Raw genomic sequence first — 17,048 nt, forward strand, 5'->3', positions numbered from 1 at the left:
TAAACTCGTCCCTATAGGGAGGAGCTTTTTTTATGCCCAAAAAAGAAAGGAATTTATAATGAAAAAACTATTAATCGGTGTCCTATTAGCAGGACTAATGACAGGATGTGGAGCAAATGAAAACGCCAAAGATGCTAAGGAAGCAGAAAGCGCAGATAAATTACCAGGTATCCTTGCAGATGGAAAATTAACTGTAGCAACAAGTGCAGACTTTGCCCCATATGAATTTTATGATGGAGAAGATATTGTTGGTATCGACCCAGAAATTGTAAAGGCTATTGGAGATAAACTTAAAGTAGAAGTTGAAATAAAAGATATGGACTTTAACAACATCATAGCATCAATTGGTTCAGGCAGGGCCGATATAGGAGCTGCTGGTATGACAGTAGACCCAAAAAGGCTTGAAAATGTTGACTTTACAGATACTTACGCATCAAGCACTCAAATTTTCTTAATAAAGAAAGATAGCGGAATCAAATCAAAAGATGACCTAAAAGATAAAACAATTGGTAGCCAACTTGGTACAGTAGGAAATGAGATAGCTGAAGAAGAATTTGATAAGGTATCAGCCTTTGCCAAATATCCTGATGCAGTTCTTGCCCTTCAAAATGGCAAAATCGATGCAATCTTAATGGACAAAACTTCAGCTGAGAAATTCCTTGCAGCCAACGATGACCTAGAAATAATGGAAGCTGACTACGAATCTGAAGACTATGCCTTTGCCATTGGTAAGGAAGAAGATGAGGCAAAAGAGATAATAAATAAAGCCATCAAAGAACTACAAGACGATGGCACAATCGAAGAAATTGTCAAAAAATATAAGTAGGCCCTGATGTTTAACTTAATTAAGACAAATCTCTTAGATGATAACCTATATGTTTACCTGCTAGAAGGGCTTAAAATAACCCTTCTAGTGAGTATAGTATCCCTAATATTGTCCTTTATCCTAGGTCTAATCCTTGCCATAATCAAAAAAGCCAAGCTAGACCTAAATCCAAAATGGGATAATCCAAAAGGTTTTGCCCTTAATCTCCTAGATAAGCTAGCAGGCCTATTTATAACAATCATAAGGGGAACCCCATCAACCATCCAGCTGCTAATTATGTTTAACGTAATCCTAGTAGGTCTTGATAACCTGGTAATAATTGCCATAGCAACCTTTACCCTTAATTCAGCAGCCTATATGTCTGAGGTTATAAGAAGCGGTCTAAATTCAGTAGCCAAGGGAGAAGTAGAAGCGGCAAGAAGCTTGGGACTTTCATATAAGCAAGCGCTTTTTAAGATAAGCCTTCCCCAAGCGCTAAGAAATGCCCTACCAGCCCTAGGCAACGAAGTCATAACCCTTTTAAAGGAGACATCAATATCAGGCTTCATAGGCCTAGCAGACCTAACTCGTGGGGCATCAATAATAATATCTAAAACCTTTAAGGCAAGCGTCCCTTACTTTGCGGCCGCTCTAATCTATCTAATAATAGTAATCTTAATCGAGCAAGCCTTCAAAGCCATGGAAAGGAAGGTAAAACATGTTAGAAGTTAAAAATCTTCACAAGTCCTTTGCAAACAACGAAGTTCTAAAAGGAATAGATTTAAAAGTCAATAAAGGTGATGTAATCTCAATAATAGGCCCATCAGGCTCAGGAAAATCAACCTTCCTAAGAAGCCTAAACCTCCTAGAAGAGATAGATAGCGGCCAGATATTATTTTTAGGAAAGAATGTAAAAGATTTAAATATCAATAGCCTAAGAGAAGAAATAGGCATGGTATTTCAAAATTTCAACCTCTTCTCTCACTTGACAATCATCGACAACCTAACCCTAGCTCCAGTCCTGAGGGGCAAGCTAGATAAGGAACAAGCCCAATTAAAGGCAAAAGAGCTCCTAGAAAGAATCGGCCTATCAGATAAGAAAGACTCCTACCCAGATGAGCTTTCAGGTGGTCAAAAGCAAAGGATAGCAATAATAAGGGCCCTCATGATGAATCCAAAAATAATGCTCTTTGATGAACCAACCAGCGCCCTAGACCCTGAAATGGTAGGAGAAGTCCTAAATCTAATGGCTGATCTTGCAAATGATTCAATGACAATGCTTGTAGTAACCCACGAAATGGCCTTTGCAAGAGAGGTATCAAACAGGCTAATCTTTATGGATGCAGGAAAAATCGTCGAAGAAAGCAAGGACCCAAAAGATTTCTTTGCAAATCCAAAGACAGATAGGGCTAAAGACTTTTTAGGAAAAATTATTTGACAAAAGATAAAAACCATAGTATCATTTAATAGTGATACTAAGCGGGATTGGCGGAATTGGCAGACGCGCAAGACTAAGGATCTTGTGACCGATTTTAGGTCGTGGAAGTTCAAGTCTTCTATCCCGCACCATAGACCTTAGGGTCTATTTTTTTTACTTAAAATACTTTCTATAAATTTATCCAATCATCTTATTGTTTTAATGATAAAATAATGATATAATAATGATAAAAGGAGGCAGATTATGGTAGATATTAGGCCAATATCAGATTTAAGAAATAAATTTAGAGAAATAGAAGAAACTCTTGAAAATTCGAGCTCACCGATATTTTTAACCAAGAATGGATACGGTACCATGGTTCTCATGAGCATTGATATGTATTCTGAACTTACTAATAATATTGAAAAAAAACTTGACCAAGCAGATTACCAAGCTCTCAGTACAACCTCAAGGCTTTCAAAGGACCAGGTTTTCGATAAGGTTAGGAAAAATATAGATGAACAAAGTCTATAAATTAAGATTTCTTCCAATATTTGAAAAAGATTTAATAGATGCAGCTAATTATATAACTTCTAACCTACAGAATCCTGAAGCTGCCTATAGACTTGTTGATGAAATAGAGCATGCAATTGATAAAAGATTAGATAATCCACTAATCGTTTCTCCATATAAATCAAATAAATTTAGAAAATATCCTTACTATCGAATTAATGTAAGAAATTTTTCTATATTTTATGTTGTTATTGGAGATATAATGGAAATAAGAAGACTGATTTATGCAAAAAGAGATATAGATAATTTACTTTAACCACCCAAGACGGGTGGTTTTTTAATATCCATATCTCCTATCATTAGCTATTTTAAAATATCACCCTTACCTTCAACTTCTTTATGCTTCTTCTTATCCATCAAATAGGCATAAATTAAGCCTACTATAACCATGATTGGTATTTCAAAGCCGTTTAGGTCAAATGATTTGGGGATTCCTATTACTATTATTACAAAGATTAGGTCAAAGTTTATGTAGGCCATCCAGCTTTTGTCCATGATTTTGTAATTGTGATAGACCATCATTATGATGCCTGCTATGTATATGATAAAAAATATGAATTCTAGGTCCCCATAGCCCCTAAAATAGCTTAGGCCAAGGCCACCTAGGATTTGGACTAGGTATTCAAATAAATATATGCTCATGACTTGCTCCTTTATTTGATTATATCAAAAAAACGGCAGTTTTTAAACCGCCGTTTGATGTTTTAGATAAATAAGCCTGCACAAACTACTGATACTACTGTCATTAGCTTGATTAGGATGTTTAGTGATGGGCCTGAGGTGTCTTTGAATGGGTCACCTACTGTATCTCCCACGACACTTGCTTTGTGAGCTTCAGAACCCTTACCAAATTCTCCATCTAGAGTTTCGATGTGTTTTTTGGCATTGTCCCAAGCACCACCTGCATTTGACATGAAGATTGCAAGTAATACTCCTGTTACTAGAGCTCCTGCAAGAAGGCCACCTAGGGTTTCTGGTCCGAATACTTTTCCTACAAAGATTGGTACTACTATGGCAAGTACGCCTGGTATAATCATTTCTTTTAGGGATGCTGCTGTTGAGATTTCAATACATTTTTGATAATCTGGTTCGCTTGTTCCTTCGAGTAGACCTGGGTCGTTTTTAAATTGTCTTCTTACTTCTTCAATCATTTCTGTTGCAGCCTTACCTACTGAGTTCATGGTTAGGGCTGAGAATAAGAATGGTAGCATACCACCTACGAACATTCCTGCTACTACCTTAGAATCTAGGATTGAGATTGTTTCTAGCTTTAGAGTTTCAGAATATGTTACAAAAAGTGATAGGGCTGTTAGGGCTGCTGATCCTATAGCAAAACCCTTACCAATAGCTGCTGTTGTGTTACCAATTGAGTCTAATTCGTCTGTTATATCTCTAACTTGGCTTGGAAGTTTGGCCATTTCAGCGATTCCTCCAGCATTATCTGTGATTGGTCCGTAAGCATCTACTGTTACAGTTGTTGCTGTTGTTGAAAGCATTCCTACGGCTGATAGAGCTATACCAAAGACTCCGTCTGCCCAGAAGGCTACAATTATTCCAAGTCCTATAAGGATTATTGGATAAACTGTTGAAAGCATTCCTGTTGATAGACCTGCTATGATGTTTGTTGCAACACCTGTTTTTGATTCTTCTGCTATATTCTTTACAAATTTATAATGATCTGATGTATAAATTTCTGTCAATAGTCCTATCAAAATACCTACTATGATACCTGTAATTATAGCTAGGGCTGCTTTTAAGTTTCCAAAATATGATAAGGAAAGGATTAAAGCTGCTACAATAACTATAGCACCTGATAGGTAGATTGTTTGCATTAGAGCTGATTGTGGACTCTTGTGTTTCTTTCCTAGGAAAAGAATTGTTGCTGCAATTGATGCAAGGATTCCGATTGATACTAGTAGTAGGGTAAATTTAAGTCCTACTTCACCATAAGATACAAGACCTAGGGTTATAGCTGAGATGATTGCTCCTGCATAGGATTCAAATAAGTCTGCTCCCATACCTGCAACATCACCTACGTTATCTCCAACGTTATCTGCAATTACTGCTGGATTTCTTGGGTCATCTTCTGGAATTCCTGCTTCAACCTTACCTACAAGGTCCGCACCAAGGTCAGCAGCCTTTGTATAGATACCACCACCCACTCTAGCAAATAGGGCTACAGATGAGGCACCTAGGGAATAACCCATAACAATTGCTGGATCTCTAAAGATCATAAAGCTTACTACAAGACCTAAAAATCCAAGTCCTGTTACAGCAAGACCCATTACTGAACCACCTGTAAAGGCTAGCTTTAGGGCTCTAGATCTACCACCTTCCATGGCTTCATTAGCGCATCTTACGTTAGATTCTGTCGCTGTAAGCATTCCTATAAAGCCTGTTAGCATTGAAAAAGCTGAACCTACTATATAGCAAATCATAATCCTATAATCTAGGAAAATTGCTATAAGGATTGAAACTACAACTACAAAAATAGCGATAAACTTATACTCACTTGAAATAAAGGTCATAGCTCCGTTTTTGATATAACCTGATATCTCGCTCATTCTTTCTGAGCCTTTAGAAACAGGTAATATCCTCTCTCTTATGTTGAAAGCCATTAGGACTAAGGCCAAAATAGCTACAAAGAGGGATAAAATTTCTATAAACATACTTCCTCCTTAATATTATTAAATTTTATGGTCTATATAATTTAAGAATTAACTACAAAAGTCTTTTATAGAAAATTCTTCTAAGCTATAAGCCAATTAAATATCTATAAAAGAGTAACATCCTTAAAATCATAGTGTCCCATATTATATACTTAATTATACTTATATTTCAGCCAAAAACTATAAAAAAGCTTAAGTTTTTGACAAATTAAGGTCAATTTTTCTAAATAAGCCAAATATTACAAATAAAAAAGGATGCCGGCGCACCCCTTCTAATTGCTTATTGAAATTTGTGTATTTTTTATTATTCTTATTGTTCTTCGTAAGGCAATAAAGCTACTTGTCTAGCTCTTTTGATTGCTCTTGTTATTTCTCTTTGGTGTTTAGCGTTAAGACCTGTAACTCTTCTTGGAAGAATCTTACCTCTGTCAGTAATAAATCTTTTAAGAGTTTCGATATCTTTGTAATCTATTACTTTAGATGGGTCTTTAACAAATGGATCAACCTTTTTTCTTGGTTTAAATCTTCTTACTGCCATTGTTATTCCTTTCTCTATAATCTAGAAGGGAATTCTTCCATCGTCTTGGATTTCAGTAAAGTCATCATCAAAAAAGTCATCATTGCCACCAAAGTTATTTGAACCTTGGTTTTGTTGATTGTAGTTTTGATTTTGGTAGTTATTAGTTTGAGAATAATTGTTATTATAGGTATCTTGGTTGTCACCTGGGAAAGATCCGTGATTTGATGATCTTTGGCCGTCATTTCTTGAGCCTAAAAACTCAACATTGTCGGCAACAACATCTGTTGTATATACAGTCTTACCTGTTTCTCTATCCTGGTAGCTTCCTGTTTGGATCCTACCTTCTACTGCACATTGACTTCCTTTACTGAGGTATTTAGAGGCATTTTCGCCTTGTCTACCCCAAACTGTGATTCTTGGAAAATCCGCTGTTTGACGATTAGATGCTTCCGCTTCTTCTCTTCTTTCTCTGCTTAATCTTCTATCAATAGCTAAATTGAATGTACAAACCGCTTGGTTTGATTGTGTGTACCTTAACTCTGGGTCCCTTGTTAAGCGACCTATCAGTATAACCTTATTCAAATTAGTCCTCTTTTCTTATAACCATATATCTAAGAATTGAGTCAGAAAGTCTTAATCTTCTTTCGAATTCTTTGATGTGATCTGGTTCAGCTTTGAAGTCTACGATATAGTAATAACCATCTTTAAGATCGTTAATTTCATATGCTAGTCTTCTCTTTCCCCAATCATCAACTGATACAACTTCGCCATTTTCTTCGATATGACCTTTAAATCTATCAAGAAGAGCTACTCTGTCAGCATCAGCTAAGTCAGTTTTGAAAATCAATACTGCTTCATATATATTCATATTTTCACCTCCCTATGGACTATTGACCCCGTTTATACTACGGAGTAGAGAATTCCTAGTAATAATACTCCTTTTGCATCTCTATGTCAAATAATATCTTTTAGGATATTTATCGTTTAAATGGGGTAAGTATTAATTAAGAAATAAAGGAGGCAAATATGAAATTATTAGAAGGAAAAGTTGCAATCATAACTGGCTCATCAAGAGGTATTGGTTATGCTGTTGCAGAAAAATTTTTAGATAATGGGGCAAAAGTTGCTGTCCTCGGCTCAAGGGAAGAATCTGCAAACAAGGCTCTTGCAAACTTAAGCGAAAAATATGATCAGGAAAATTTTAAGGGTTACTGGCCAAAGCTTACAGATGAAGAAAGTGTAAAAGAATTTGTAGAAAAAGTCCTAAGTGACTTCGGCAAGGTTGATATCCTAGTAAACTGTGCAGGTGTCTCAGATAATATACCAAGCCTTGATGCTGACCTTGCTCATTTTGCCAATGTAATGAATATAAATGTAAATGGAACTTACAATATGATTCACAAGCTCCTGCCTCATTTCATAGAGAAGAAGGGCGGGGTAATTGTAAACTTCTCATCAATGGTAAGTAAAAATGGCCAACAACTTGGAGTTGCCTACCCAGCAAGTAAATTTGCTATAAATGGCCTAACTATCTCCCTTGCAAGAGAACTAGGACCACATGGAATTAGGGTAAATGCAATTGCTCCTGGTGTTACAAACACAGATATGGTCAAAGTCCTTCCAAAAGAGCAAATAGAACCTGTTAAACAAATGATTCCGCTAAAAAGGATTGGCGAACCAGAAGATGTTGCAAATTCCGTCCTATTTTTAGCAAGCGATATGGCTTCCTACGTATCTGGAGAAATCCTCTACTGTGACGGGGCAACCTTTATGTAATATATATAAAAAATTCCTAGATCCATTTTTGGATTAGGAATTTTTTATTTGGGCAAGAAAAAAGAGGCTCAAGCCTCTTAATCTTTATATTCCAACGACATCTCCCACATCTATAGAAAACATCAAGCCTACTCCAGGCTGGTTCATATCACCTAGGACTTCCTTAACAGCATCCTTTGCTGCCCTTAGGTCTTCGTCATCAAGAAGGGTAAAAATCGTCTTATTATAAGGTCTATTATTATCCATAACCGACCTTAAAACTCCACCAAAAAGTGGTATTTCTCCTTCAATAAGGGCCGATCCCATACCCTGGGAATCAAGGATTGTCGCCCCTGTAACACCCACTTCTACGAATTTTTCTAAGATGTCATTTAATTTTTCTGTCTTATTTAAAACTAAAAATAGTGCCTTCATGACTTTTTCTCCTTTACTAGCTTTCTTTTCAAACCATCTACCTCGCCTGCCTTTGTAATTGAGACCTTGGCAAGAATTGGTCCTAGGATTTCAAATACCAAGACTGAAAATAAAATAACTGTGATTATCTCATTAGCAAAGTCTGGTAATTCTCTTGCTACAATCATTGATAAACCGATAGAAATCCCGCCTTGCGATAAAAGCGAAAGGCCCAGCCATTTGACAACAGTCTCTTCAGCACCCACAAGCTTAGCTCCAAGCGATGCTCCAGAAATTTTCCCAGCCGCCCTTGATAAGGCATAAAATATTCCAAGTGATCCTATTGACATAAGGACTGATAGGTCAAGCTTAGCACCTGCAAAGGTGAAAAATAAGAGATTGATAGGTGGGGCAAAATCATTGATATTATCAAAAACCTTTCTTGAATTGTTATGATAATTTACAAGGACTCCACCCACAACCATATTCACCAAAAGTGGCGAAAGCTTGAAATAGTTAGCAAGACCTGTTGATAATAAAATTACTGTAATAATTGCAGAAAGCTCATCTTCCTTTGTTCTGACTTTCTTAATCAAATAGGTAAAGACTAAGCCAATTAAAAGTCCCAATAAAAATGACAGGGCAATTTCTATCAGCGGACTAAGTATCATCATCGGTATTGATAAGCTCTTTTCTCCGATTGCAAATTTGGCCAAGGACATAGAAACTCCAAAGCTTATAATTCCCAAGACATCATCAAGGGCTGCAACTGGTAAAATTGTCTTGGTAAGTGGCCCATAGGCCCTAAATTGTCTAATAACCATCATTGTCCCTGCTGGAGCAGTAGCTGCTGACATAGAAGCTATGATAATTGAAAAAACAAAAGACTTGTCCAAAATAAAATACATGACAGAAAATACTAAAATCAAGACCCCAAGGACCTCAAAGACTGTAATTACAAAGACGTCCTTGCCAAGTTTTTTCAAATCTTCTAGCCTAAACTCACTTCCAATCGAAAAAGCAATAATTCCTAGGGCAAACTCATTTACAAAGTCGACCATAGGTTGATTAGCCTCACTTAAAACATTTAAAAATGAAGGTCCTAATAACAAACCAGCCACTATATAACCAGTGACATTTGGCAATTTAAACCTTCGTGAAATCTTGCCTCCAATAATTCCCAAAAAAATCATCAGGGCTAATTTAATCTGAATATCCAATAAAATCCTCCTCCATCCTTTTTTCATAATTTTATAAGATATATTATAATACATATATATTATACTATGCAAGTAAATATAAGCTAATCTTGTCAATTTATAGGCAAAGAAAAAGACTAGGTGGACTAGTCTTAGATTTTTTAAAAAGCGACAAAATCCAAAAGGAAGCGTTCCATTCGAAAGAAATTTCAAGAAATTCAAATCAAAATAATCCGACCGTAAATCGCACTGTTTGAGCCTTAGCGAGTTTGCGATTTACAGGATTATGAGATTTAGAATTTCTAAATTTCTGTAGTTGGATAAGCGTTTTTGGATTTTGTCTTCTCTTTGAGATTAGTATCTCCTAGATTTTTTAACTTAAATACTAATTTTCAATTTCTCCTAAGCTATAAATAGCATTGGCAATGGCCTTGCTCATGACATCAGCTGCCAAGGCACCTACTAAGTTTATATCTGCCTTAACTTTATTTGTAGCAAGGGAAAATATTGTATCCCCATCCATCATGGTGTGGACTGGATTAATCGATCTAGCATAGCCATCATGAGCCATGCCAGCAATCTTTGTAAGCTCTGTCTTATTAAAGGTCGCATTGGTTGCTACTGCTCCGATGGTTGTGTTAGTTGGCTTGATATCAGCAAAAGAACCTAGGATTTGATCCAGGTAATCCATAGTTTTGACCATCTTGCCATCTAGGATTGGTCCTGCAATTTGAAGGCCCTTATGGTAATCATAGATATCTCCAAAGGCATTTACAGCCACGATTGCAGATACAACTAAGTCTCCCTTTTTAATTGATGCTTGGCCAAGGCCTGATTTCATCAAGTGTTCTGGCCCAAGGCCCTTGGCAACTGTAGCCCCGCATCCTGCCCCAACAAGGCCCTGGCTTTTATCTTGGTAGGTCGCCTTATCAAAGGCCTCTTGGGTCATGGCTGCATTTGGTCTAGCCTTAGGATTTTTATAGGCTAAATCAAATAAGACCGCCTGGCTAATTATTGGCACAACTCCCACACCTACATTAAAGCCGACGCCTTCCTTTTCTAGGATTTTCATCAAGGCTGAAGAGGCCTCAAGTCCATAAGCAGATCCGCCTGATAGGATTAGACCGCTTAGCTCTGAAACTTGGTTTAGGGGATTTAAAAGGTCAGTCTCTCTTGTACCTGGCGCCCCTCCCCTTACATCGACTCCTGCAGTATTACCTGGATCAGGAAGGATTATACTTAGTCCCGTTCCTCCCTCTAAATCTTGGGCGTGGCCTAGCTTAATATTTCCAACATCAGTAAAATATCCCTTATACATTAAATGTCCTCGTTTCTATACTTATCCATCATTGACCCAAAGACATCTGATGATGAAGGTGGGGTGTAGGAGATGGCATTTGCACCAGCATCGATAGTTTCCATTATAGATTTACCATCTTTACCTCCAGTGGCAATAATTGGGAACTTATCTCCAATGTCAGCCCTAATGTGGGCTACGAGGTCTGCTGTATATTTACCTCCTGATACATTTAAAATCTCTGCTCCTGCCGCAATTTTAGCCTTATAATCATCCTTAAGCGAGGTCACAGTCGCTATGACTGGTATGTCAACAAATTTAGAAATCGCTTCTATATCTTCGTGAGGAATCGGCCCATTTACAACCACTCCATAGGCTCCTGCAAGCTCAGCATAATAGGCTATCGCTCTTGACCTAGGTCCTTGAGTTGTTCCCCCACCCACTCCTATAAAGCAAGGTACGCTTGCAATTGATATAATTGATTCTGTTATAGAATTAAGGGGCGTATATGGGTAAACGGCCATAATTGAGTCCGCATTTGAATTTCTAATTATGGCAAGGTCTGTCGTAAAAAGCAGAGACTTAATTCTCTTATCAAAAATCTTGATCCCGCTTGCCTTATAGATTTCTTCTGGCACTGATATAAATGATTTTCTAAGTTTGGAATGTACCTCAGGTACGAATTTTTTCTCTGTCATAATTTTAATCCCTGTTAAATAAATCTCTAGTGTAGACTCTATCCCTTACATCTATAAGCTCGTCTTCAAGCCTATTTGCTAAGATTAGGTCTGCCTTTTTAAATTCTTCTATATTATTAACTACCTTCATGCCTTCAAAATCATCGCCGTCAATATTTGGCTCATATATAATTAAATTTGCTCCCTCTTTTTTGAGATTTTCTATCACGTCAAAGATGGCAGACTTTCTAAAATTATCTGAACCCTTTTTCATAACTAGCCTATAAATGCCGATTAAGTTTGGCTTCTTATCCATAATGTCTCTGCTTAGATAATCTTTTCTGATGTCATTGGCATCAATAATTGCCTTAAATAAGGCGTTTGGTATACCGGCAAAGTTGGCATAAAGCTGCTTGGTATCCTTTGGCAAGCAGTAACCACCATAACCAAAAGATGGGTTATTGTAATGGTCACCAATCCTTGGATCAGCTGACACACCCCTTATAATATTTTTAGAGTCAAGGCCCTTGGCCAAGCTAAAGGAATCTAGCTCGTTAAAAAAGGCCACCCTTAAGGCAAGGTAAGTATTGGCAAATAGCTTTACAGCCTCAGCCTCGCTTGAGCCCATAAGAATAAGTTCCGGGTCATTTAGGGCTTCTTTCTTATAAAGACTTCCGATTTTCTCCCCAAAGCCCCCTTCATTTGAGACAATAATCCTAGAAGGATTCAAAGAATCGTAAAGGGCCCTGCCCTCTCTTAAAAATTCTGGCGAAAATATTATATTGTCACATCCATAAAGGTCGTTCACCTTCTGAGTATAACCTATTGGAATAGTTGATTTTATAAGGATTGGCAAGTCTTTCCTTATAGCCTTAATCTCCTTTATAGCATCGTCTAAGAAGGATGTGTCAAAATAAGACTCCTCCTCATCATAATTTGTAGGAAGGGCAAGGATTACTAGGTCGCTGTCTTTAAAATCATCTACTCCACTGGTCTTTGCTACTAGATTTAATTCTTTATTCTTAAGATAGTTTTCTATGTAATCATCCTTAATTGGTGATATATTGTTATTGATAAGGTCAACTTTTTCTTTACTTACATCTACCCCAACCACCTCTTCTGATTGAGCTAGCAAAATAGCATTTGAAAGGCCCACATAGCCCATGCCAAGTACAACAATTTTCATATTTCCTCCTGATGTCTCCTGACTTATCTATATTTGATTTTACAATATTTAGCTACTTTTACAATTATTTAGACCTCATAAAAGCGACTGCTTCGTAGGGCCTTAAGAGGATATTTCTATAAAGACTCCTTGATGTATAAGAACCTATCAAATATTGATAGTCTTTGTAATCCATAACCTGGTAGCCTATATCAATTAAGACTTCATTTTGGCCCTTATTTGCTAAGAACAAAATCTTTTCGTCATCTCCCTGCCTAATGAAGGCTATAATTTCAGATTCTTTTGGGAGAATTTTCCTAAGGCTTCTTACCCTAGCGATTTTGCCTTTAAGAGCAAACAGCTTTCGTAAAAATATCACATCATCAAAATCTAAATCACTCTCATTTACATAAAGGCTAGATTTTAGGAAAAATAAGGTCATGTAAATCATCCTCTTTGCATAGATTGGATAATTTCTAAAATTAATTCCATCCTGCCAGAAATTTGTATAAGTCAAGCAGAGTTGCGACCCAGTTTCCCTAAAATTTAAACTAAGCTTAAGTAAATCTCTTACTTGTCCTTTATAGCCAATTAGGCTAAGGCCAGGAAGCTTGGGATTTGATAGGGACCTGATATCAAGACTTTGGTTTTTGAAAGTCCCCAAGCTTATAATTTCCTTATTGAAAAAGGTATTTTTGTTAAGCTCTCTTACAGCTTCAAAAATTCCGACACTTGGACTTTTGAGATCTTCCAGGACTTCTAAATTAAAAAATGAAATCCCATGCTTAATTAAATATTCAATAAAATGATAAAGGCTTTTTCTAATTTTCGGATCAGAAAAATCAATGGCTGAAGCAGGTTTAGAAAGTAAATCCGCCATCAAATCTTTAAGTTGAAAGCCTAGGCCAAATCCCAAGTCTTGCTTCTTATAATAATCATTTAGTTTTAAAATCTCTTTTATCCCCGCCTCATTAAGCTTATCAAAGGGCCTTATAATTATAAAATCAGCACCCAAATACTTATAAAACCTTGTATTTACTTGTAATTTCTTAAAATCCTTTAGGTCAGTCCCTATAATTATTATCTCGCCCATATCATCTTTCTATTTTTCTTAAATTTGTTTAGCAAGGGTCAAAAGGCCTGCACAAAAGGAAAATTTTTCAAAGTTTATATCAGGAAAGGATTTTTTTATTTCATCATATACAAAATAAATCTCATCATAATCCCAATATTTTTCCGCTTCTCTCTTACAAGCTTCCAAATCCTTACGGCTTTCAAAGGCGACATCCCCTATATAAATTTTCCCGCCATCATTTAGGAGAGTAAGTAAAAACTTTATAAGGGCCACTTTCTTTTCATCATCCAAATGGTGGAGGGAATATGTTCCAACAATGGCATCATATTTTTTATCAATCAAACCACTAGCTAGGCCATCAGCAAGATTTCCCAAGTATAAATTTGCTTTTGGCATCTTATCTTTAGCTAGCTTTAGCATCTCTTCTGAAAAATCTTGGCCGAAAATTTCAAGACCCTGGTCATATAGGGCATGAGCTAGCCTTCCTGTGCCAAAGCCCAGGTCTAATACCCTATGAGCTTTAGAATTTAAAATCCTCTTATAAATCTCATTTATAATTTCCTTATAACCGGCAAAGGGATAGGACTTTTCATCATCAGTTTCTTCTACTATCTGATCAAAAGTTTTCGCCCATAAGTCAAATCCTTTATTATCTAGCATTATCTCCTCCAAGTTTAAAACTCACTTATTATAAGTACTTTTTGCTTAGATTATACTCCTTTGCATAGGTTTGAAAAAATGTATAATAGACCAGAAAGGAAAAATATGTTAAAACTTAAAAATATATCAAAAATTTACCACACTCAGGGCTTTTCCCAGAAGGCCCTTGATGGTGTATCTATTTCTTTTAGAGAAAATGAATTTGTTTCAATCTTAGGCCAGTCTGGAGGTGGCAAGACTACCCTCCTTAATATAATTGGCGGTCTTATGCGCTATGATGAGGGCGATCTTATTATAGACGGAAGGTCAACTAAGAAATTTACCGATAAGGATTGGGATTTTTATAGGAATGTTAGAATAGGTTTTATTTTCCAATCCTACAACCTTATTTCCCACCAAACAGTCCTTGACAATGTAATTCTTTCCCTAACCCTATCTAATAAGGGTACGGGGAATATGAAGGATAAGGCCATCAAGGCCCTAGAAAGAGTTGGCTTAAAAGACCATATTTATAAGAAGCCCTCAGAGCTTTCTGGTGGACAGATGCAGCGTGTCGCCATTGCCAGAGCCCTAGTAAATGACCCTCAGATCCTTCTGGCTGATGAGCCTACAGGTGCCCTTGATAGCGAGACATCCCTTGCAATCATGGACCTTTTAAAGGAAATTGCTAAGGATAAGCTTGTAATCATGGTAACCCACAACCAGTCCCTTGCTGAAAAATATTCCACAAGGATAATCGGTATCAAAGATGGTCAAATAATATCAGATTCAAATCCTTACGAAGATTCTGATACAACAGATAATTTCAAGATTTCTAAGATTGCCCTTAAACTTAAGACAGCCCTAGGTCTTTCCTTTAACAATCTTTTAAATAAAAAAGCCAGGACCCTCCTTACTGCCTTTGCTGGATCAATTGGGATAATAGGCATAGCCCTGATTCTTTCAATATCCAATGGGGCAAGCGACTTTATCGAAGAAAACCAGAAAAATGCCCTTAAATCCTATCCTATAGAAATTGAAAAAAGCTCAGTCGACTTAGCTTCCCTCGGCCAAATGGGAAAAGATGAAAATAAAAGCACAGATCAAAGCAAGGTCGCATCAAATGACATAGGCCTTAAAAATAGGTCCAAGCTTTCTGGCAGCAGCTTAGAAAATGACCTTGAGAAATTCAAGTCATATTTAGAGGCTAATGACCAAAAATTATCTGATGAAGTAGGAAAGCACTTTATCTCCTACACCTACGATGGCAAATTTGACATCTTCACAAAGGACCCAAAGGGTGAACTTGTAAATACAGATGGATCAGATTTTGAAAACGTGAGACCTGCTGGATTTAATTTCCCATTTGCCTTTGGATCTTCTAAACAAAACCCAAATATATCCCAACTAATTACTACTAAGGATGGACAAATCTCCCCTATGGTCAAGGATGAATACGAAATTGTAGCAGGTCATTGGCCGGAAAATCCTAATGAACTAATCCTTTTTACAGACTACAACAATCAGATCCTAAGGTCCAAATTTTATGAATTAGGCTTACTTCCAAAAAAAGAATATGAAGATATCCTAAGAGATTTGGATGATAAGAAAAAAGTTGACATCAAAAAGGCCAATCTAGATCCAAAAGAAATCCTAGGCAAGGAATATAAAATCCTAAGCCCTTCCGATTATTACGAAAAAGAAGGCAATAACTTTGGATCTATCAAAGATAATCAGGCAAAAGTAGATGAGAAAATCAAAGACGCCAAGACCCTTAAAATCGTAGGCATAGCAAAAAAGACAAAGGATGATGACAATAGGATAATTCAAACTCCCCTAGCCTATACTGAGGGCTTTACCAAGGATATGATTGACTATGTAAATAATCAGGAGATTATCAAAAAACAAAGAGAAAACCAAGATACCAATGTCCTAAACGGCCTAAAATTTAGGGCAGCAAATGACGATGAAAAAATAAAGCAAAGTAAGGACTACCTAAATAATTTAACCGAAACTGACCTTGCAAGGGTCAATGCTTGGATTCTTCAAAATAAGGAAGATTTGGTGAAGAAAATGCAAGAGGAAAGCAAAAAACTTGCCATGGCAGGCAAGGGTCTTGCTAGTCCAAAGGAGTCTCAAAATAACAAGCAAATGGTAGATTATCTTTTAAAAGAAGATGATAAAAATACCTTCCTTGAGATCTACGATGAGTTTCTAAAAGACTTCTCCTACAAGAAAAACCTGGAAAACCTAGGCTATATAGAAGAAAAAAATCCATCAAAGATTTCAATCTATGTAGACAATTTTGAAAATAGGGACAAGGTAAAGAAGTTTATCGATGAATACAACCAAGACAAAAAAATAGAAGAGCAAATCTCCTTTACCGACCTAATCGGTATAATTTCAAAGTCTATCACAGATATAATTGGGGCAATTTCCTATATACTCATAGCCTTTGTAGGAGTCTCTCTCATAGTTTCATCAATCATGATTGGAATTATCACCTATATCTCAGTCTTTGAAAGAACCAAAGAAATTGGAATCTTAAGGGCAATCGGTGCTAGCAAAAAAGATATCTACAAGGTCTTTATGGCAGAAACCATGATAATAGGCCTCTTATCAGGTCTCATAGGAGTCGGCCTATCCTATATCTTAAATATCTTTATTACAAGGATAATGGTAAAGATGTCAGGCTTTGCCGATATCGGAGCCAAGCTTCCTCTAGAAGCCGCTCTTATATTAATCCTAATCTCAGTAGCCTTAAGCCTAATAGCAGGGCTCATCCCATCAAGGATAGCAGCAAACAAGGACCCAGTCGAAGCCTTATCTGCTGAATAAAAAAG

19 protein-coding genes, 1 tRNA gene and 1 other annotated feature (1 of these 21 cut by a window edge) are annotated in these 17,048 nt (G+C 36.7%); of the genes, 8 read left to right on the forward strand and 12 right to left on the reverse strand.

Annotation, left to right across the window (positions count from 1 at the left end; all coding sequences use genetic code 11):
* Positions 1–16: a binding site (T-box leader), on the forward strand (it extends 216 nt beyond the left edge of the window).
* A 42-nt stretch (positions 17–58) separates the two neighbouring features.
* The 6 genes from RRB46_RS05320 (at position 59) to RRB46_RS05345 (ending at position 3,051) form a co-directional block, all read left to right on the forward strand.
* Entirely contained in the window at positions 59–826 is a 768-nt protein-coding gene (locus RRB46_RS05320; protein ID WP_311537766.1) for a transporter substrate-binding domain-containing protein, read from the forward strand.
* Between the two features lie 6 nt (positions 827–832).
* Positions 833–1,537, forward strand: coding sequence for an amino acid ABC transporter permease (locus RRB46_RS05325; protein WP_296127926.1), 705 nt, complete (start codon positions 833–835; stop codon positions 1,535–1,537).
* Complete coding sequence (locus RRB46_RS05330) at positions 1,524–2,243, forward strand: amino acid ABC transporter ATP-binding protein (protein ID WP_296127928.1); 720 nt, start codon at positions 1,524–1,526, stop codon at positions 2,241–2,243. The genes RRB46_RS05325 and RRB46_RS05330 overlap by 14 nt, the downstream gene beginning before the upstream one ends.
* A 41-nt stretch (positions 2,244–2,284) precedes the next feature.
* Positions 2,285–2,374: transfer RNA gene (locus RRB46_RS05335), tRNA-Leu, on the forward strand.
* Between the two features lie 112 nt (positions 2,375–2,486).
* Entirely contained in the window at positions 2,487–2,756 is a 270-nt protein-coding gene (locus tag RRB46_RS05340; RefSeq protein ID WP_296127931.1) for a type II toxin-antitoxin system Phd/YefM family antitoxin, read from the forward strand.
* Complete coding sequence (locus RRB46_RS05345; RefSeq protein ID WP_296127933.1) at positions 2,740–3,051, forward strand: type II toxin-antitoxin system RelE/ParE family toxin; 312 nt, start codon at positions 2,740–2,742, stop codon at positions 3,049–3,051. The genes RRB46_RS05340 and RRB46_RS05345 overlap by 17 nt, the downstream gene beginning before the upstream one ends.
* 47 nt (positions 3,052–3,098) lie before the next feature.
* Here RRB46_RS05345 and RRB46_RS05350 read toward each other — a convergent pair whose 3' ends face one another.
* The 5 genes from RRB46_RS05350 to rpsF all read right to left on the reverse strand — a co-directional run bounded on the left by RRB46_RS05350 (position 3,099) and on the right by rpsF (position 6,852).
* Positions 3,099–3,437: a hypothetical protein gene (locus tag RRB46_RS05350; RefSeq protein ID WP_296127936.1), complete on the reverse strand. Its 339-nt coding sequence runs from the start codon at positions 3,435–3,437 to the stop codon at positions 3,099–3,101.
* 62 nt (positions 3,438–3,499) lie between these two features.
* Entirely contained in the window at positions 3,500–5,464 is a 1,965-nt protein-coding gene (locus RRB46_RS05355; RefSeq protein ID WP_296127939.1) for a sodium-translocating pyrophosphatase, read from the reverse strand.
* Positions 5,465–5,774: 310 nt separating this feature from the next.
* Positions 5,775–6,002 (reverse strand): 30S ribosomal protein S18, encoded by a 228-nt coding sequence (gene rpsR / locus RRB46_RS05360; RefSeq protein WP_106459876.1) that lies wholly within the window; start codon positions 6,000–6,002, stop codon positions 5,775–5,777.
* Positions 6,003–6,023: 21 nt separating this feature from the next.
* Positions 6,024–6,566 (reverse strand): single-stranded DNA-binding protein, encoded by a 543-nt coding sequence (locus RRB46_RS05365; RefSeq protein ID WP_311537767.1) that lies wholly within the window; start codon positions 6,564–6,566, stop codon positions 6,024–6,026.
* Position 6,567: 1 nt separating this feature from the next.
* The gene (gene rpsF / locus RRB46_RS05370) at positions 6,568–6,852 is read right to left on the reverse strand and encodes a 30S ribosomal protein S6 (protein WP_106459874.1); all 285 of its coding nucleotides are present in this window, start codon (positions 6,850–6,852) and stop codon (positions 6,568–6,570) included.
* 158 nt (positions 6,853–7,010) lie between these two features.
* Between rpsF and RRB46_RS05375 the strand changes: the two genes are divergently transcribed.
* Complete coding sequence (locus RRB46_RS05375) at positions 7,011–7,760, forward strand: SDR family oxidoreductase (protein WP_311537768.1); 750 nt, start codon at positions 7,011–7,013, stop codon at positions 7,758–7,760.
* Positions 7,761–7,844: 84 nt separating this feature from the next.
* Here the strand turns inward: RRB46_RS05375 and RRB46_RS05380 are convergent, their stop codons facing one another.
* From RRB46_RS05380 to RRB46_RS05410, 7 genes are all read right to left on the reverse strand, one after another.
* Complete coding sequence (locus tag RRB46_RS05380; RefSeq protein ID WP_265237587.1) at positions 7,845–8,174, reverse strand: P-II family nitrogen regulator; 330 nt, start codon at positions 8,172–8,174, stop codon at positions 7,845–7,847.
* Positions 8,171–9,373 (reverse strand): cation:proton antiporter, encoded by a 1,203-nt coding sequence (locus RRB46_RS05385; RefSeq protein ID WP_311537769.1) that lies wholly within the window; start codon positions 9,371–9,373, stop codon positions 8,171–8,173. The genes RRB46_RS05380 and RRB46_RS05385 overlap by 4 nt, the downstream gene beginning before the upstream one ends.
* A 364-nt stretch (positions 9,374–9,737) precedes the next feature.
* Positions 9,738–10,670: a P1 family peptidase gene (locus RRB46_RS05390; RefSeq protein ID WP_311537770.1), complete on the reverse strand. Its 933-nt coding sequence runs from the start codon at positions 10,668–10,670 to the stop codon at positions 9,738–9,740.
* On the reverse strand, positions 10,670–11,347 hold the full coding sequence (locus tag RRB46_RS05395; RefSeq protein ID WP_311537771.1) for a hydrolase: 678 nt from the start codon (positions 11,345–11,347) through the stop codon (positions 10,670–10,672). The genes RRB46_RS05390 and RRB46_RS05395 overlap by 1 nt, the downstream gene beginning before the upstream one ends.
* Before the next feature lie 4 nt (positions 11,348–11,351).
* Complete coding sequence (locus RRB46_RS05400) at positions 11,352–12,512, reverse strand: nucleotide sugar dehydrogenase (RefSeq protein WP_297690286.1); 1,161 nt, start codon at positions 12,510–12,512, stop codon at positions 11,352–11,354.
* 64 nt (positions 12,513–12,576) lie between these two features.
* The gene (locus RRB46_RS05405) at positions 12,577–13,584 is read right to left on the reverse strand and encodes a hypothetical protein (RefSeq protein WP_311537772.1); all 1,008 of its coding nucleotides are present in this window, start codon (positions 13,582–13,584) and stop codon (positions 12,577–12,579) included.
* An 18-nt stretch (positions 13,585–13,602) separates the two neighbouring features.
* Positions 13,603–14,226, reverse strand: coding sequence for a class I SAM-dependent methyltransferase (locus tag RRB46_RS05410; protein ID WP_311537773.1), 624 nt, complete (start codon positions 14,224–14,226; stop codon positions 13,603–13,605).
* A gap of 105 nt (positions 14,227–14,331) precedes the next feature.
* Between RRB46_RS05410 and RRB46_RS05415 the strand changes: the two genes are divergently transcribed.
* Positions 14,332–17,043 (forward strand): ATP-binding cassette domain-containing protein, encoded by a 2,712-nt coding sequence (locus RRB46_RS05415; protein ID WP_311537774.1) that lies wholly within the window; start codon positions 14,332–14,334, stop codon positions 17,041–17,043.
* Positions 17,044–17,048: the final 5 nt, after the last annotated feature.

Source organism: uncultured Anaerococcus sp., from assembly GCF_963512375.1.
Classification (GTDB): Bacteria; Bacillota; Clostridia; order Tissierellales; family Peptoniphilaceae; genus Anaerococcus.

Coding starts and splice junctions, on each gene's coding strand:
- RRB46_RS05320 (WP_311537766.1), top strand. CDS start 59: ATGAAAAAACTATTAATCGGTGTCCTATTAGCAGGACTAATGACAGGA.
- RRB46_RS05325 (WP_296127926.1), top strand. CDS start 833: ATGTTTAACTTAATTAAGACAAATCTCTTAGATGATAACCTATATGTT.
- RRB46_RS05330 (WP_296127928.1), top strand. CDS start 1,524: ATGTTAGAAGTTAAAAATCTTCACAAGTCCTTTGCAAACAACGAAGTT.
- RRB46_RS05340 (WP_296127931.1), top strand. CDS start 2,487: ATGGTAGATATTAGGCCAATATCAGATTTAAGAAATAAATTTAGAGAA.
- RRB46_RS05345 (WP_296127933.1), top strand. CDS start 2,740: ATGAACAAAGTCTATAAATTAAGATTTCTTCCAATATTTGAAAAAGAT.
- RRB46_RS05350 (WP_296127936.1), bottom strand. CDS start 3,437: ATGAGCATATATTTATTTGAATACCTAGTCCAAATCCTAGGTGGCCTT.
- RRB46_RS05355 (WP_296127939.1), bottom strand. CDS start 5,464: ATGTTTATAGAAATTTTATCCCTCTTTGTAGCTATTTTGGCCTTAGTC.
- rpsR (WP_106459876.1), bottom strand. CDS start 6,002: ATGGCAGTAAGAAGATTTAAACCAAGAAAAAAGGTTGATCCATTTGTT.
- rpsF (WP_106459874.1), bottom strand. CDS start 6,852: ATGAATATATATGAAGCAGTATTGATTTTCAAAACTGACTTAGCTGAT.
- RRB46_RS05375 (WP_311537768.1), top strand. CDS start 7,011: ATGAAATTATTAGAAGGAAAAGTTGCAATCATAACTGGCTCATCAAGA.
- RRB46_RS05380 (WP_265237587.1), bottom strand. CDS start 8,174: ATGAAGGCACTATTTTTAGTTTTAAATAAGACAGAAAAATTAAATGAC.
- RRB46_RS05390 (WP_311537770.1), bottom strand. CDS start 10,670: ATGTATAAGGGATATTTTACTGATGTTGGAAATATTAAGCTAGGCCAC.
- RRB46_RS05395 (WP_311537771.1), bottom strand. CDS start 11,347: ATGACAGAGAAAAAATTCGTACCTGAGGTACATTCCAAACTTAGAAAA.
- RRB46_RS05400 (WP_297690286.1), bottom strand. CDS start 12,512: ATGAAAATTGTTGTACTTGGCATGGGCTATGTGGGCCTTTCAAATGCT.
- RRB46_RS05405 (WP_311537772.1), bottom strand. CDS start 13,584: ATGGGCGAGATAATAATTATAGGGACTGACCTAAAGGATTTTAAGAAA.
- RRB46_RS05410 (WP_311537773.1), bottom strand. CDS start 14,226: ATGCTAGATAATAAAGGATTTGACTTATGGGCGAAAACTTTTGATCAG.
- RRB46_RS05415 (WP_311537774.1), top strand. CDS start 14,332: ATGTTAAAACTTAAAAATATATCAAAAATTTACCACACTCAGGGCTTT.